The sequence below is a fragment of the Novosphingobium terrae genome, assembly GCF_017163935.1.
GTDB lineage: Bacteria > Pseudomonadota > Alphaproteobacteria > Sphingomonadales > Sphingomonadaceae > Novosphingobium > Novosphingobium terrae.
Genome location: NZ_JABVZR010000002.1, coordinates 2,309,439 through 2,325,452, shown reverse-complemented (window position 1 = coordinate 2,325,452; position 16,014 = coordinate 2,309,439). Strand labels below are relative to the sequence as shown.

At 60.9% G+C, this 16,014-nt stretch carries 7 protein-coding genes; 2 read left to right on the top strand and 5 right to left on the bottom strand.

Going from position 1 to position 16,014, the window contains the following annotated elements:
* Window positions 1-340 precede the first annotated feature (340 nt).
* The gene (locus HGK27_RS28050) at window positions 341-7,612 is read left to right on the top strand and encodes an autotransporter-associated beta strand repeat-containing protein (RefSeq protein ID WP_206244088.1); all 7,272 of its coding nucleotides are present in this window, start codon (window positions 341-343) and stop codon (window positions 7,610-7,612) included.
* Window positions 7,613-7,656: 44 nt separating this feature from the next.
* Here HGK27_RS28050 and HGK27_RS28045 read toward each other — a convergent pair whose 3' ends face one another.
* The 3 genes from HGK27_RS28045 to HGK27_RS28035 all read right to left on the bottom strand — a co-directional run bounded on the left by HGK27_RS28045 (window position 7,657) and on the right by HGK27_RS28035 (window position 10,163).
* Window positions 7,657-8,076 carry a sigma factor gene (locus HGK27_RS28045; RefSeq protein WP_206244087.1) on the bottom strand — a complete coding sequence of 140 codons (420 nt, stop codon included), beginning with the start codon at window positions 8,074-8,076 and terminating at the stop codon, window positions 7,657-7,659.
* A gap of 412 nt (window positions 8,077-8,488) precedes the next feature.
* Window positions 8,489-8,947, bottom strand: a complete 459-nt coding sequence (locus HGK27_RS28040; protein ID WP_206244086.1) for a hypothetical protein — start codon at window positions 8,945-8,947, stop codon at window positions 8,489-8,491.
* A 547-nt stretch (window positions 8,948-9,494) separates the two neighbouring features.
* Window positions 9,495-10,163 carry a TetR/AcrR family transcriptional regulator gene (locus HGK27_RS28035; protein WP_206244085.1) on the bottom strand — a complete coding sequence of 223 codons (669 nt, stop codon included), beginning with the start codon at window positions 10,161-10,163 and terminating at the stop codon, window positions 9,495-9,497.
* Between the two features lie 139 nt (window positions 10,164-10,302).
* Here HGK27_RS28035 and dctP point away from each other — a divergent pair, with 139 nt between their 5' ends.
* The gene (dctP, locus tag HGK27_RS28030; RefSeq protein ID WP_206244084.1) at window positions 10,303-11,397 is read left to right on the top strand and encodes a TRAP transporter substrate-binding protein DctP; all 1,095 of its coding nucleotides are present in this window, start codon (window positions 10,303-10,305) and stop codon (window positions 11,395-11,397) included.
* Window positions 11,398-11,702: 305 nt separating this feature from the next.
* Here dctP and HGK27_RS28025 read toward each other — a convergent pair whose 3' ends face one another.
* On the bottom strand, window positions 11,703-14,540 hold the full coding sequence (locus HGK27_RS28025) for a TonB-dependent receptor (protein WP_206244083.1): 2,838 nt from the start codon (window positions 14,538-14,540) through the stop codon (window positions 11,703-11,705).
* A gap of 775 nt (window positions 14,541-15,315) precedes the next feature.
* Window positions 15,316-15,999 (bottom strand): hypothetical protein, encoded by a 684-nt coding sequence (locus HGK27_RS28020; RefSeq protein WP_206244082.1) that lies wholly within the window; start codon window positions 15,997-15,999, stop codon window positions 15,316-15,318.
* Window positions 16,000-16,014 lie beyond the last annotated feature (15 nt).

Genomic DNA, 16,014 nt, shown 5'->3' with positions numbered 1-16,014 from the left:
GAACGACCACTTCCCACCAATCCCCACTGCCAGCTGCCAGTAAAGCGGGAGTGTAATATCTCTGAACCGCGCCGGTTTTGCCGGAGGCTGTTTGATTGAAGTCAGGCAGCCATGGAGACGCCGTCCAGCATGGCGTAATGGAGTTTGCCCTTCGCACCACCAACCTCTTCTGGCTTTAAGTCCCTCTTTATCGCAGTGCCCTTCCAAGATGCCCGTCAAAGCGAACACGCCCCCGCAGACCGCCCGGATCATGACAGGTAAAGTCATAGAAACGATATAAAAACGTCACATTGCACACCTACCGCCCTGATTAACAGAAGATGAATCAAGGGGCGATTCCATGGGGTTTCAAGGCAATACGACATTTAACGCGCGTCGCGCATGGCGCCGCGCTGCCTTGGCCTCTTCCGCCCTTGTCGTCTTCGGCAGCCTCCTGCTCGCCGCCCCTCAGCAGGCACTGGCCAATCAGCTGCCCGCCAGCGCTTTCCAGACCTATGACAGCAGCACGGCAGCCTCGATCACACCCGGCCCGCTCGCGCTCTATGCCGTGTCCGTGGACAGCATCGCGCCCACCCAGGCAAGCGAAGGCTATGCCGAAGTCGCAAAGAAGACTGCCGGCTTCGATCTGCTCAGCCCTTCCCAACTGCAATCCACCCTGCTCACCGACATCGAACCGGTGGTGATCGGGCCCGGCGGCCAACTGTATCTGACCGACGGGCACCACACCTTCACCGCGCTGGAAAATTCGATCTATGGCGCCTCGAACCCGACGGTCTACGTCAATGTCATCGCCAATTATTCCAACCTGACCACGGCACAATTCTATGCCGCGATGCAGGCGGCGAATCTGTTGCTGCCATTGAACAATGGCACGCCTGAAACCGTCGATGCCACCGGCGCTCCCCTGCCCACCGCGCTGACGGCCCTCACCAACGATCCCTACCGCGGGCTGGAATATTCCATCCTGAAGAACAAGAGCTCCACGCTCTTTCCCACCACCGCCAACATCACCGGGGCAGTGGGCGCCAACACCCCGGGCCTCGACAAGATGACGGGGCTCTATTCGGACTTCTTCGAGGCGGCTGCCTATCGCAACGCCAATGGCGGTCTGGGCCTGCCCACGCTTTCTCCCGGGGACATCGCGCTGGCCACGCAGTGGAATCTCAACCCCAACTCCGTCACCACCCTGCCCAATGTCAGCGGCACAGTCACCGCCGCGCAGCTGCCCGGCTTCATCCTCAACAAGAACATCACCAACGCCGGGGGCATCACCAATGCCACGCTGGCGGGTGGCGCACTGGACGGCAATGGCACCTTCACCGGCCTCACCTCGGTCAATCTGGGCACGCTGGCCTCGCCGATCATCGTGGGCACGCCCAACACCGGCTTCATCATGCAGCTGGGCGCCGACAAGGGCTTTTCGGTCACCCTCAACGGCACCAACAGCTACACCGGCGGCACCTCGCTGCTGGCGGGCACGCTGGCTGTGGCCAGCGACGCCGCGCTGGGCGCCGCCCCCACCGGCGCCGCGATCGACACCAGCAATCTGCTCACCAGCATCCAGGCCGCTAACGGCATCATCTTCAACAGCCTGGCCGAGGGCAATGCCACGCTGACGCTGGGCACCACCACCGGAGGCACTTTCGCGACCGCCCGCCCCATCGCCGTGGGCGGCGAAGCGGCGACGCTCAATGTCAACGGCAACACGGTGACTTTGGGTGGCGCGCTCTATTCGCTGGGCACCAAGGGCGTGGGGATCGGCACGGCCACCGGCTTTTCGGACCTCACCATCGATGACCTCAGCTCCGCCTCCAACGGCAAGCTGATCCTGTCGACCGCCAGCCCTTATTTCTATGGCAATGTCATCATCGGCAACAGCGGCACACCCACCGTCACAGTGATGAATGACGCCGCTCTGGGCAACACCACCGGCAACGTCAACAGCATCGGCCAGGTCGATCTCAATGGCGGCACGCTGCAGGCGGGCGCCTCCTTCGCCGCGCCAGAGCGCAACCTGTTTCTGGGCGGCGGCAGCAACATCGACGTCAACGGCTTTGCCACCAGCTGGGGCAGCCTCACCAATGTGCAGCGCACGCTGGACATTCTCAATTCCAGCACTACGGCCGCAGGGTCGATCACCTTCGACCGGCTGATCGTGGGTGCGGCCGCCACGCTCCAGCTCGCGGGCGGCACCAAGGGCGAGACGGTGACGCTGACCAACGGCATCACCCGCACCGCGCAGGACACGCTGATCATCCAGCCGACCTCTTCCAGTTCGCTAGGGACCACCACAGAAAAGCTCCTGTCGGGCACGGGAGCATCCTCGCTGGTCAACGGCATCGCACCGGTGTGGATCGTCACCAACAATGGCGTGTCGAAAAGCGCGGGCCCTTATGATTTCGTGACCTATGGCGCCAATGGCTATGTCAAGGCCACCTACAGCGCCACCACACTGACCGGCAGCACGGGCGCCAGCGTGGTGAACCTTTCGGCGGCGGGCACGCTCACCGCCAACACGTCAGCCTATGCGCTCAACACCAATGGCAAGGCGGTCACGCTGGGGAGCAATACGCTCACCCTGGGCAATGGCACCAATCCGGCAGGCCTCATCCTGGCGAGCGGTTCATCGCTCTCGGGTGGCACGCTGGCCTTCGGCTCCAGCGAGGGTGTGATCTGGCTGAGCGGATCGAACCCCACCATCTCTTCGACAATCACCGGCAGCAACGGGCTTACCTTCTCGGGCTCCGGCGCGGTCGCGCTCAGCACAGCGGCCAATGTCAGCGGCCTCGTCACCATCGACGCGGGCACCGTCACGCTGAGCGGCACCAACATTTTCTCCAGCGTCACGGCGGGCATCCTGCTGGACGACACCAAGTCCAAGCCCGCTGCCGCCACGTTGGCGATCACCGCCAACAACATGCTCACCACGCTCAACACCGTGGGCAGCAACAGCGCCATCAATCTGAGCGGTGGCGCGGTGCTGACGCTGGGCGACACCACCAACAATCTGGGCTCCACCATCAGCGCCACGCTGAAGGAAAGCGGCGCGGCGACAGCGGGCGCGCTGACCCTCAACGGTTCGGGGCTGGTGGATTTCACCGGGGCCAGCAAGAACAGCCTGAATCTGGTCTCCGGCAGTTCGATCATCCTCAACAACAGTGCGGCGCTGCGCGTGGCCGCCAATGATTTCGCCAATGCCAATTTCGGCGTGGTGCTGAACGGCACCAGCCAGCTGCAGTTCGCGCAGAATGCGGGCGGCATCTTTGCCAACACGGTCAGCGGCACGGGCGTGCTGCATCTGATCGGCGGCACGCTGCAGATCACTGGCACCGCCAACAGCTACACCGGCGGCACGATCGTCGAGACCGGATCGACGCTGGACATCACCACCGCCAACCTGCCCGCGCTCAACCCGAACGTTACGGCTGCCGGGGGCACGGTGCTGTTCGATCAGACCACCAGCGGCACCTATGCGGGTGTGATCAGCGACGGTGCGCAGATGGGCGTGGGATCTGTGCTCTCGGGCATGTTGATCAAGGATGATAGCACCGGCAACAACAGCGGCAATGTCACGCTGAGCCAGGCACAGGCCTTCACCGGCGCCACCTATATCGAGGCGGGCACGCTGACACTGGGCGCGGTGAACACGCTGGCCAGCAGCAGCAGCGTCGATCTGGGCCGTGTCGGCGGCGGGGCGACGGCCACGCTGGCGCTGAATGCCGCCAACACCATCAAGGGCCTTTCCAGCGAGGCGTCCAACACCACCGCGGTCACGCTGGGCGGCAATGCCCTGACCATCGCCACCACGGCAGGCACCAGCACCAGCTTTGGCGGCACGATCAGCGACGGGTCCAGCATTGGAGGCAGCTTGACTGTCAGCGGCGCCGGCACCCAGACGCTGACCGGCGCCAACAGCTACACCGGCGGCACCACGCTCACCGGCGGCACGCTGGTCCTGGCAGGCAGCGGCACGCTGGGCGCAACCACGGGCACGCTGACCGTCAGCGGCGGCACGCTCGATCTAGGCGGCACCACCCAGACCACCGGCGCAGCCACACTGAGCAGCGGCACGGTGCAGAATGGCGCGCTCAATGCCGCCTCCTACACCACGCAGGGCGGCACGGTCAGCGCGGTGCTGGCCGGATCGGGCACGCTGACGGCGGCTTCGGGCACCACCACCCTGTCAGGCGCGAACAGCTACAGCGGCGGCACCGTGGTCAATGGCTGCACGCTGGCGCTGACTGGCACGGGCACGCTGGGCGCCACCAGCGGCACGGTCACGGTCAACGGCGGCACGCTGGCGCTGGGGGGCACCACCCAGACCACCGGCGCCCTCACGCTGAGCAGCGGCACGATCAGCGGCGGCGAGATCGACGCCTCCTCCTTCACCGTCAGCAGCGGCACGATCAGCGCCGTGCTGGGCGGATCGGGCGCGCTGACCAAGAATGACAGCGGCACCGTCACACTGTCGGGAGCCAACAGCTACACCGGGGGCACCACGCTCAATGCGGGCACGCTGGCGCTGAGCGGCAATGGCACGCTGGGCAGCAGCAGCGGCGCACTGACGATCAATGGCGGCACGCTCAATCTGGGTGGCAATACGCTGACCGCCGGCCTGCTGACGCTGAACGGCGGCAGCATCCAGAACGGCACGATCACCAGCACCGCCGGGATCGCCGCCACATCGGGCACGATCAGCGGTCTGAACGGCGCGGTCGGCCTGACCGTCTCGACCGGCACGGTGGCGATGAGCGGCATCAACACCTACACTGGCGGCACCACGGTGACATCGGGCACGCTGGCTTTGAGCAGCGGGACGGTGATGGGCAACCCCGCCTCCGCGCTGGCCGTGGCGGGCGGCACGCTCGATCTGGGCACGACCATCCAGACGGTGGGATCGCTCAACCTGACCGGCGGCACGATCCAGAACGGTTCTCTTCAGGCGCTGACCTTCAATGTTCAGAGCGGCACGATCAGCGCCGCGCTGATCGGCACGGGCACATTGACCAAAACCGGCGCCGGTACGGTAACGCTGAGCGCGGCCAATGACTATGTGGGCGGCACCACCGTTGCAGGCGGCACGCTGGCCCTCACCGGCGCGGCCACGCTGGGCGGTGCCACCGGATCGGGCCGAGGCGCCCTGACCGTCACCGGCGGCACGCTGGATCTGGGCGGCACCAGCCAGTCCACCGGCGCCTTGACGCTAAGCGCGGGCACGATCCAGAATGGTACCTTGAATGCCGCCTCTTATGGGCTGACGGGCGGCACGGTGAGCGCCGTGCTGGCGGGCAGCGGCGCGCTTACCAAGACCGGATCGGATACGGCAGCGTTGAGTGGGGCCAACAGCTACACCGGCGGCACCACGGTGAATGCGGGCACGCTGGTGCTGACAGGGGCGCTCGCCAGCGGTCTGACCAACAATGCCAATGTCAATGCGCAGGGCAGCATCACAGGGGCGATCCTCAACAATGCAGGCGCCGTGCTGACCGTCACCGGCGCGCTGGTGGCCAATGGAGCGGTAACCAATGCCGGCACCATCAATGACAGCGCCTCCAGCTTCACCGGCATCACGGCGCTGACCAACAGCGGCACGATCACGCTGGGCAAGGGCGCCACGCTGACCACCGCCAGCCTCAACAACAGCGGTATCGTCACCATCCAGAGCGGCGCCACGCTGAACGACGATCTGACGAACAGCGGCACCGTCAGCAACAGCGGCACCTACAACGCCAATGTCGCCAGCAACACCGGCTCGATCACCAACACGGCCAGTGCCGTGTGGACGGGCAACATCACCTCCAATGCATCAGGTACGATCACCAATGCCGGAACCTGGACCGGCAATGCCGCCAACACCGGCGGCACGCTGATCAACAACGGGACGCTGACCGGTTCCGTCAGCAACACATCGGGCAGCTTCACCAACAGCGGCACGGTGACCGGCGGCCTCAGCAACAGCGGCACCACCACCACCACCGGCACGATCAACGGCGGTGTGACCAACACCGGAACGATCACCGCCAGCGGCACGATCACCGGCAACATCGTCAACACCGGCACCTTCAAGGTTGCAGGCGTGCTGACCAACACCGGCGGCACCTTCCTGAGCACGGCAGGCCTGCTCGATCTCACCGCAGGATCGACCCTGAATGCCGCCACCCTGTCGGTCACCGGCGGCACGCTGCAGCTCGATTCCGGAGCCTCACTGGGCAATTCGACGGTGACCGTGGGAGCCAATGCCTCGGTGGTGACTTCGGGCGGGGCGGCGCTGCCCTTCATCACCACCTACAACAACGCCGGTGTGCTCGACATCCGCAATGGCAGCGCCACCAACGCCTTTGCGATGGGCAACTACAATGGCCTGGCAGGCAGCCAGATTCTGGCTGGGGTGAATGTGACCAACCGCACGGCCGATGTGCTCAGCGTCAACACCGCAAGCGGCACCAGCCAGATCGTGCTCAGCGTGACTGGCACGCCGCGTTACGACCCCGCCGGTATCACGCTGGTCACCTCGGCCAGCACGCTGGGTGCAGGCACGTTTACGCTGGCGGGGGGGCCGGTGCGCAGCGGGCTGTTCCAGTATGATCTGGCCTATAATGGCAGCCGGCAGTTTGTGCTGATCAGCACACCCTCGGCTGAGGCCTATAATCTGGCCACCTTGCCCAGTGCAGCTCAGGCAATCTGGTACGATACCGCCAGCGTGGTGGCCGATCATCAGGGCGATCTGGCCAAGCGGGGGCAGGACGATACCGGTGTGCACACCTCAGCCTGGGCGCGCGCTGTGGGTGACTGGTCGAGCCGGACCCAACATGCCTCTTATGCCGATTACAACAAGGCCTATGGGTTCGACACCAGCTACAACCAGCATATCTATGGCATCTATGGCGGCGTGGATGCCGAGGCGGCAGGGCTGGCTTCGGAGAGCGATCGCTTGAGTTTCGGAGCTTTCGGCGGCTACCTCAACTCTCAGCAATCCTTCAGCGCTTCTCCCTCACGCGCCAGTTTCGTGGGCGGTTCCTTCGGTTTCGATGCCGGCTATCGCAACGGTGGGCTGGAGTTGAGCGCTGTCGCCAAGATGGATGTCCTGCGCCTGCATTATACCGCCCCGCTGGTCACCAATGGCGGCGGCAAGCAGAGCGCCGCTGCCACCAGCTACGGTGTGCTGGCGGATGCGGGCTATCGCGTCACGCTGGGCCGGGGCGGTTTTGTCGAGCCGGTCGCGGGGCTGGCCTTCGTTTCCTCCGATCTGGGGCAATTGTCGCTGGCGGGGACACAGGTGCGTTTCAACGGTCAGGCCAATCTGCGCGGCAAGCTGGGTCTGCGCACCCGGTTCGCTCTGGTCGACAGCAGCAGCTATGCGCTGTCAGTTCAGGCCTCGGGCAGCTATTGGAGCCGCCTGTCGGGCAGCGCCAGCGCCATGCTCGACAGCGGCGGGGGAGCGCCGTTGCTGGTGCTCTACGACAATCAGGTGAAGCGCTATGGCGAGTTCGGCCTGGGCTTGGACGTACAGGACAAAAAGTCCCACTGGTCGGGCTTCGTCAAGGGCGATTACCGGGTCAATTCAAACTATCGGGATGGTTCGGTCAAGCTCGGGGTGCGTTACGCTTTCTAACCGCCAATCCTGATCCGTCAGGCTTACATCGGCAGCCCATCGCGTTATGAAGACGAGATGGGCTGCACTATTTCGCCGATAAAGCTGCCGTGCGAAGCCTCGGGCGGGCATATCGGAAATGGATCGGCGACCATGCGGGTCGCTGCCTCCATGTCGCGATCGGTCAGCCTTTGCCGCAGAGCGACGTGGCGCAGGGCATTGATCGAGAGGTTGCCCACCATGCGCCGCAGATAGGCCAGCGGTTCGGCAATGGCCTGTTTGTCAGGCAGGCGGTCGAAGAGCAGCCAGGCGTCCTGAACGATGTCCTCGGCGCGGCTGACATCGCCCAGCATGCGGGCGGCATAGGCGACAAGCGCGCCGCGCTGGGCTTCATAGAGCCGCAAGGCAAGTCGTTCCTGGCGCAAACCATCGCTCCCCTTCAAGGCCTGCGCGCCGGAGGACAGGCCGAGATTTCTGCGAGCCATTCGCAATTTCCTGGCCAAGGCCATGGTGATGTGCAACCGGAGTTAGCACAATTTATCGCGGCCGCTCCATCACTTCACGACCAATCGGCAATGGTGCAAAGACGATCGTCATGATTGGGCATGGGTCTTGGCAAGCGCGATCTGGTTCGGGAAAGACAGGCCTGTCGGCGGACGGCAAATGTAGGGTTATGTCCCTCGTGTCTCTGCGCGGTCAGGCTGGATGCGGCAGTTTAGCGGGCCTTTATCAAAGCGCCCGCTGCTTGCTCCTCTATGAGTATGCCTCAAGCGGATAGCATTGTAGAAGTCTTACCCGGCAAGAAACCTTTGACCGGCCCTTTGTAAACGTCTGGCGGCTTTCAAGCACCCGGAACGCCATCAACGCAGCCGATAGAGTCTATGGGAAAGCCTTGTATCAGACCAGAAGCGAGATCAGGTTCTGCTGTTGTTGGGTATAGGCCCCGAGCAATTGCTGGGCGATCTGCGTTGGACTGGGGGTCGAACTGCTCGACGTCGTGCCAGCGCTATCGCTCGAACCATCCGTGCTGGTGCTCGTGCCTGACGCGATGGCGGTGGCAAGATTGCTCACTTGCGTGAGCAGGCTGTCGGTGCTGATTGTGCTGGTTCCCAGAAGCGTGCCGAGCGTGTCGGTCGACGTATTGGAACTGCCGGTGCCCAGCAAGACGGCGAGGTTGGAGGAACTGGTGCCATTCGTGCCGTCAAGCAACGTGATGAGTGCCGCATCATCGTCGGTGGACGCGGTCGAACCGCTGGTGCTGGTCGATGATCCGCTCGAGGCGCTGCTCGTGCCGGGCTGGCTGAGATAAAGTCCCAAAGCGCCGATTGCACTGGTGGTGCTACTCAAGGTCGTCATGTGCCAAGCCCCCTTGATGGACAGCGGCGGCATTTTATGCGCCAGACCTTTCTGCTTCCTCTTAGTCAAATAAGGGGAATTGCGTAACCACCTCCCCGCGACGTCTGTTCGCTTTTTGCCGACAAAACCGCCATTCAACTGCCAGAGCAGACCTGCCCAAACCAGCCTTCGGTTCATCCGCCCTGGGGCCGTGGCTCCCACCAGAGCGGGCCATTTCGGCCAATCGCTATCAGGAGAAATAGTGACCGGCATTTGCGCCTTCACGCACAGATGATTAATAAATGTCAGTTTTAATATTTTGAAAACATTGAAGTAACAAAACTAAATGACGATATTTTCGATTTACATTTAAAAGAGGCAGGGAAAATTCGTCTAATCTCGCTCTCGGACCAACTTCAGAGAGTGCAACCTCTGACAAACACTGTGTGATTCACCCACCCCATCGATGATGTCTAAACGTGATCACAGAGTGTGATCCACTCCTCTCAACGAGGATACAATCATTATCCTACAGCAGACGTCATCTCATAGAACATCAGACGTTTTTCTACTCCTTGAAACCAATCCCTTGATGGGAAGGAGTGGCATTCTGAGCAGCCAGAAGATAGGCCCGTGCGAAGATCCGAGATTCTTCACGAAGCCTTTCCAAAACCTCAAATCCCGCTTCCAACCTTGCAAAACTTGCCCGCGACAGTCCAGACAAGGCAGCCAGCAGCGTGAAGGCAGTCCTTATGGGATCACTGAAAGACGCATCAGATGCGTTTTTCAAAAGCCGGACCGTAGCTGCCTCCAGCCTGCTGAAGATATCTGGAGATAACCGGGCTTGATCTATCGCACCAGCCACTCGGTAAAGAGCTCTGGTCGCGTCGGGATTGCTCTCCTTCACAGAGACATACGCATCGGCAATGCTGTCGGCGAGTTCGGAAAGCGGCACCTTGCCATTTTGAAGGTCGATACACTCAATCGCCGCCGCCATCTCCTCGAAGTGGGCTTGCAGGATCGCGAAGAGCAGCGCCTGCTTGTTCGGAAAATATTGGTAAAGTGTGCCGACCGAAACCCCGGCACGATGCGCTACTCGCGTGGTCGTCAGTCGAGTCAAGCCATCCGCAAGCAAAACCTGAATCGTTGCCTCATTGATCGCCTCAACCGTCGCTCCGGATCGCGCCTGGATCGGCGTTTTCCTTATCTTGAGGTGCTGTGGAACCGCGCTTTCCAAAATACGAATACCCAGCTGAAGGATTGTTCAGATATACTGCGCCGGACGCTGTGGTCAAGGTTTGGCATACCGGACGCAGGCGCCTCCAGTTGCACGCGGCGTTTTACATGCCGACCGATGATAAACGAAAGATGTCAATATGATCAGAGACTTCGAAATATCGACTGCAGCCAGCGCAAGCCGCCGATCCTTCCTTACCTCCGCGGTCGGCGCAGCCGCTGCCGCACCATTCCTGCCTGGAGTTGCCACTGAGGCGATGGCTCAGTCTCCGCGTATCCTCAAGTTTAGCGACCATGAGCCGCTGGGTGGTATGCGCACACGCTTTCTCAAGCAGACCGTTTTTTCGGCCATAGCACGGGAATCGAAAGGGCGTCTCAAAATCGAGGATCATTGGGATGGAGAAATTGCCGCCGCCTATGATGCCCTCGGGGCAGTCTCCCGCGGCACCACGGACATCGGCACCGTCGTTCCCGAATACACCGCTAAGGAACTGCCGCTACACCAGATATTCAAAAGCTTCATCAAGGGGCCATTTGGTGACCGCCAGATCGAATTCTTCAATCGAATCTATTCGGAGGTCGACGAATTCGCGGAGGAAATGGATAGAAATAACCTTGTTAAGATCTATTTCGGCACAGGTTATCCGGTCGGGTTCTTCCGCAACGCCCCCATGGCAAGCCTGGATGAACTGAAAGGCGGCAAATGGCGATCCGCCAGCTTTTGGCACCAGGATTTTCTGAGGAACGCGGGAGCAATCCCTGTCACCATGGAATGGGGACCGGAAATCCCTGAAGCCCTGAAGGCGAAGACGCTGGACGGCCTCATGGTCAACATTGATAGCGGTTACCTGCTAAAAATCCACGAGGTAGCCCCGCATGTACTTGTTTCAAAAGACCTATGGCTGGGGCACGTCTATATTCTGGCGATAAACAAGGCTGTCTGGGAAAGCCTTGCTCAGGCAGACAAGGACGCCATAGGTCTTGCTGCCAGAAAATCCTATCAAACCCTGGGCGCCACGATGGAAGAAAGCTTCGACATTCAATTGCAAGATTTGAGAAAGGCAGGTGCGAGCGTAAGGGTACTTACCAAAGAAGAAGTGTCACAATTCGAATCCGTCTCAAAATACAAGGACGTTCAAGACGCCTGGGCTGATAAGCAGAAAAACAACGGCCTCCCAAATGCCGACCTCATCTTGGCAAAAGTCAGATCCGTTATGGACAAGATAATGGCATAACCCGAATGCGCCAGGTGCCGCGTGCATGTTAAAAGCAACCGACCGTAAGCTGCAGGTTCACCCTGGGAAGGCTGGACGCGTTTCCCTATTTGGAAAGGCGAATGGCAGCTATCGCCGCTTCGCATCTCCAAACATACCGTTCCGGACGCCACGACCGCATCGCTGTCATAGTGCTTGATCAGCCCTGACATCGAGCGGCGCGGCAGGGAAGCACACATCAGGGCGGCTACAGCCAGTGCTGCCGCCCTGATCCGGCCTCGAAGGAGAACGAGGCCGGAGGGAAAGCGGGATGATCCGTCACAGATTTACTGGAACGAATAACGGACCCCCAAAGCAAAGGTGCGCGATAGCAGCGTGGTACCAAGGTTGTACTGCTGCGCATTACCCTTGTCGCCGAACTTGTAATAGGTCTGCTGTACCGAATTGAGCAGGTTCACCGCATCGAAGGTGGCCGCCAGATTCTTTGTGACCTTGAAGGTCAACTGCGCATCCAGGCTGCTTTCTGGCGTGCGCCAGATGCCAATCGGATTGGCAAACAGCGCCGCCTCATTGCTGGCCAGGAAGGCCGAACGCCACACATAAGAAAGGCGGGCGCCGATCGGGCCACGCTCATAGGCACCGGTCACGTTGAAGCTGTACTTCGACACGCCGAAGAAAGAACTGGTGCTCTGGCCAATGATGTTGCCCGAACTGTCGGCGATGGGGATGTTCTGGCTCGAATCCAGCGCGGTGAAGCTGCCCTGCACACCCAGCCCCTTGAGCAGACCCGGCAGCTTTTGCGGGAAGAAGGTGAAGCCCACCTCTGCGCCCTGCAGCGTGCCGTTGGAGGCATTCTGCGGCTGCGTCACCACGAAGCTGTTGGTGTTGAGCCCGGTGCCCGTCACCGTCACGCGGTTGGCCAGCGAGACCACCAGCCCCTGCACATCGCGGCGGAACAGCGTGGTGTAAAAGGCGCTGCCGCGCGCGAAATACCATTCCAGCGCAAGGTCATAGTTGGTCGAGGTGGTGGGTTTCAGCTTCGCATTGCCCGAGGTGCCGCTGCCATAGCCCACATTGGTGAGATCGCCCGTGAGATTATAGGCCGGGTTGAGATCGCCGAAATTCGGGCGGCGCAGGGTCTGGCCATAGTTGAAGCGCAGCTTCAGCTTGTCGGTCAGATCGTAGCGCAGCGTGGCGCTGGGCAGGAAGCGCTGGGTGGCCACGCTGGAGATCGTCTTGGCGAAGCTGTACTGGTCGGTGAAGTCCAGCTTGGTGTCCACGCTGGTGTAGCGCACGCCGCCCTGAACTTTCAGCGGGCGCCCGAAGATGCTCACCTCACCATCGGCCATGCCATAGAGCGAGAACGTCCGCTCATCGACATTGAAGACATTGGTGTAGCTCAGCTGATCGCTGGTCTTGAAGGCCGGGAAGACCGAGTGATAGAGCGCGCGAATCTGGTCCTGGTTCTGATAGACCCAATAGCCGCTGGGCAGGGTCCAGCTGGTCGGCACATTGGCGCGGCCATCGAAGAAGCCCTGCGTGGTGAAGAGCGCGCCACTGCCCAGCGTGGTCAGCGACTGACCCAGTGAATCCGTGCTTTGCTGGCGGATGTAATCGCTGGCGGTGCGGTCATCGTAGCGGAAGCCCAGCTCGATGCGGCGCAGGAAACCGCTGTCCCACTCATTGTGGCCCTTGAGCGTCGCGGTGATGGCATCGCCCTTGTTGCGCTCGCCATTGTCATAGAGCTGCGCCAGATTCCACGCCGCCGGATTGGTCAGCTGGCTCTGGTCGGTGAAGCTGTAGGAGGGGATCCCGCCGCCCGAGTTGAAATCGACATTGATGCCCTGCGCCGTGCGATCGGTGCGCAGCGCCAGGAAGGCGGTCTTGTACTTGCTGTTCTGATAGGCAACGTCAGCCTCGATCTTGCCGGCCTTGCCCACATCCCACTTGCCATTCAGGCCATAGAGGAAGCTGTCGGTCTGGCTGCGCGTGTAATCGGCGCTGTTAAAGCCATAGACCTGCCCTGCATAGCGCGACTTGACGATGTTGGTGCCGGGATAGAGCGAGAAGTCCTTGGTGACGTCACTATCGAGCGCACCCCAATAGTCAACAAAGCTAAACATCATGGCGTTGTAGGTTTCGCCGCGGAAACCATTGTAGAAGAATTCGGCGGTGTAGGTCGAACGGTCGTTGGGCGCCCACTGGAAGGCGACATTGACCGCAGGACGCTCACGCTTGCCATAGAGATCAGTCGAGAAGATGGCATCGCGTGACAGATAATAGGGTGTCGCCACGCCATTGCTCAGAATGGTCGAGCCGGGCGTGGTGGACAGGCCCGCATTCTGGCCCGGCTGCCAGTTCTGGTTGCTGTCGCCCGGGAAGATACGCTCAAGCGGGGTCAAGCCCGAACCGACGGGCGGATTTTCAGTGGCGAAGGGCACGAAGGCGCCCGCAGTTACACTCATGTCGCGATATTTGGTCCGACTATAGCTGCCGTTCACCAGAATACCGATGTCGCCGATATCGGTGGTCCAGCGCTTGGAAATCAGCGCCGAAACGTTGGGATTGTAGCTGTTGGCCTGCTCATTGTAGATGCCGCGCACCTGGGCGGAGAAAGCGAAATCCTTGAAATCGAAGGGGCGGCGAGTCTGCACGTCGATTTGACCGGCAAGGCCGGTTTCCAGCTGATCAGCGGCGCGAGTCTTGTAAACATCAACCTGCTTGATCAGGTTCGACGACAGATCCTGCAGCGCAAAGGACTGGCCATCCGAGGTAAAGATGTTGCGGCCATTGAGTGTGGTCAGCGCATCGGTCAGGCCGCGGATCGAGATCGCCGACGCTTCGCCACCCGTGCGGTTGGTGACCTGAATGCCGGTGACGCGCTGCAGCGCCTCGATCACATTGTTGTCGGGCAACTTGCCCACGTCTTCGGCGACCACGGAATCAACAATCTGCACCGAGGTGCGGCGAACCTTGAGTGCGCCTTCGATCGAGGCACGCACACCGGTCACCACGATATCAGCGGCGCTGTCATTCTGGGCTTCAGACTGCGGCGCGCCAGCCGAAGACGCGTTCACCTCGGCTGCCTGGGCATGAGCTGGCGCCACCAATGCAAGCACCCCGAAAGAGGCCGAGCACAGGACTGCGTTGCGGAAAGATTTCATTGAGACACCCCCATAATTCACACCCTCTAAGGGTTTTTAGTCTTACTATTGATCACGGTTTGACACCGGTATCGTTGCCCGTCAAGACTTATTCATCTTGGGCTAAATGGGCCTTATCACTATGATGATTTTGCCATGAGGCAGAGGAAACCCCGCACCTTACCATGACAATCGATGCTTTCAGTTCAGCGGCCCATCAACCGTGTCAGCACATAATTTTATGTTTTATCTGTATTTTATTTATCTTCTAGATGCACAGGTGGCGGTTGCGCCTGGCGGGCGGATCACCCTTGATCAACTCATAATCGCAGGCATGATAGATCAGCATATTGCGCCCCACTTCACCCACAGCGAGCTGTTACGCCCCGAACCATAGACATGATGAGTCGGACTGAAAACGAAGATCACCCAGACGATCAAACCCATTTCTGTTTCGATGCATCAGCTTCGGCGGCCAGAATTGACGATCTCGCCGTTTCTCTGCCCCAGCCATGCGATAGGATTCGGCAACCTGCTACCGACCGCGCAAGGCGAAAGCCGTTGACATAGCCGCCGTTCGCAGGTCCGATTGACCTCATCAAAAGCTGCCGGTCGTGCACCTGTCCTGAGGAGCTTCTGATCGATCGGCGTAGGGACGTTCCGGTCTTTACACCTGCTGGTCCAAACGGCGCCTTTAGTCAGTACGCGTTATCTCGGGAAGATACAGCGCGATGTCCTCTAGCGTTCATGCGATGGTGCAGGCATTTGGCGATGTTTTGCCCTATGCGCGGCCCGCTCAATGCTCCGCCGCATAGCGGTCTATGGCTGCCTTGGCCTCGGCTATCCCTACGGCGTTTTCGGCACGGTAGAGTTTGATTGCCTCAGCCAGGCGCCCGGGTATCAGCGCCAATTTCTGCCAGCTGTCCGGCGCGACCCATTCGGGGCCGTCCACGGGCGGGTTGATGGTGAAATAGCGGGGAGCGTCGTCACCCTCAGCATAATGCGCGCTGAACTTCAGGCCATCCAACGCCCAGGTGTCACTATCGGGATTGGGATGGTCGAGCGTCGCGCGCCCTTCGCCAAGCACCCAGACGAAGTCCGGCTTGCGCTTGCTCCGTAGCGTCGCGCGGACATCGTCGAAGGAAAAGTCATAGGGCAGCACGCCGGTATAGCGCCGGTGCCCCTGCACCCCTTCATTGAAGAGGAAGATCGAGACCAGCCTGCGGTCCTGCTTCCGTCCCGGTCCACGGGTGTCAGGATCCTCGAACAGCAGATCGAACCCGCCAGCTTTACAGAGGAGATATTGGTCCCCGTCGCTGGGCTTGTCCAATGTGTGCGGCGGATGCCCGGCCAGGAAAGCCGCGACCGTTTCGTCTTCATAACGCTTGCCGAAGAGACTGGTAAAATCGGGGTGTATCGCCACAATATTCCCTTTCGAACACATGGCGAACCGCTGAACGGAAATGGCCGGTGCGCCCAACCTTAGTGCAGGAAA

Bases quoted from the DNA above. Each gene is read 5' to 3' on its own strand.
- HGK27_RS28050 (WP_206244088.1), top strand. From the start codon at position 341: ATGGGGTTTCAAGGCAATACGACATTTAACGCGCGTCGCGCATGGCGC.
- HGK27_RS28045 (WP_206244087.1), bottom strand. From the start codon at position 8,076: ATGGCTCGCAGAAATCTCGGCCTGTCCTCCGGCGCGCAGGCCTTGAAG.
- HGK27_RS28040 (WP_206244086.1), bottom strand. From the start codon at position 8,947: ATGACGACCTTGAGTAGCACCACCAGTGCAATCGGCGCTTTGGGACTT.
- dctP (WP_206244084.1), top strand. From the start codon at position 10,303: ATGATCAGAGACTTCGAAATATCGACTGCAGCCAGCGCAAGCCGCCGA.
- HGK27_RS28025 (WP_206244083.1), bottom strand. From the start codon at position 14,540: ATGAAATCTTTCCGCAACGCAGTCCTGTGCTCGGCCTCTTTCGGGGTG.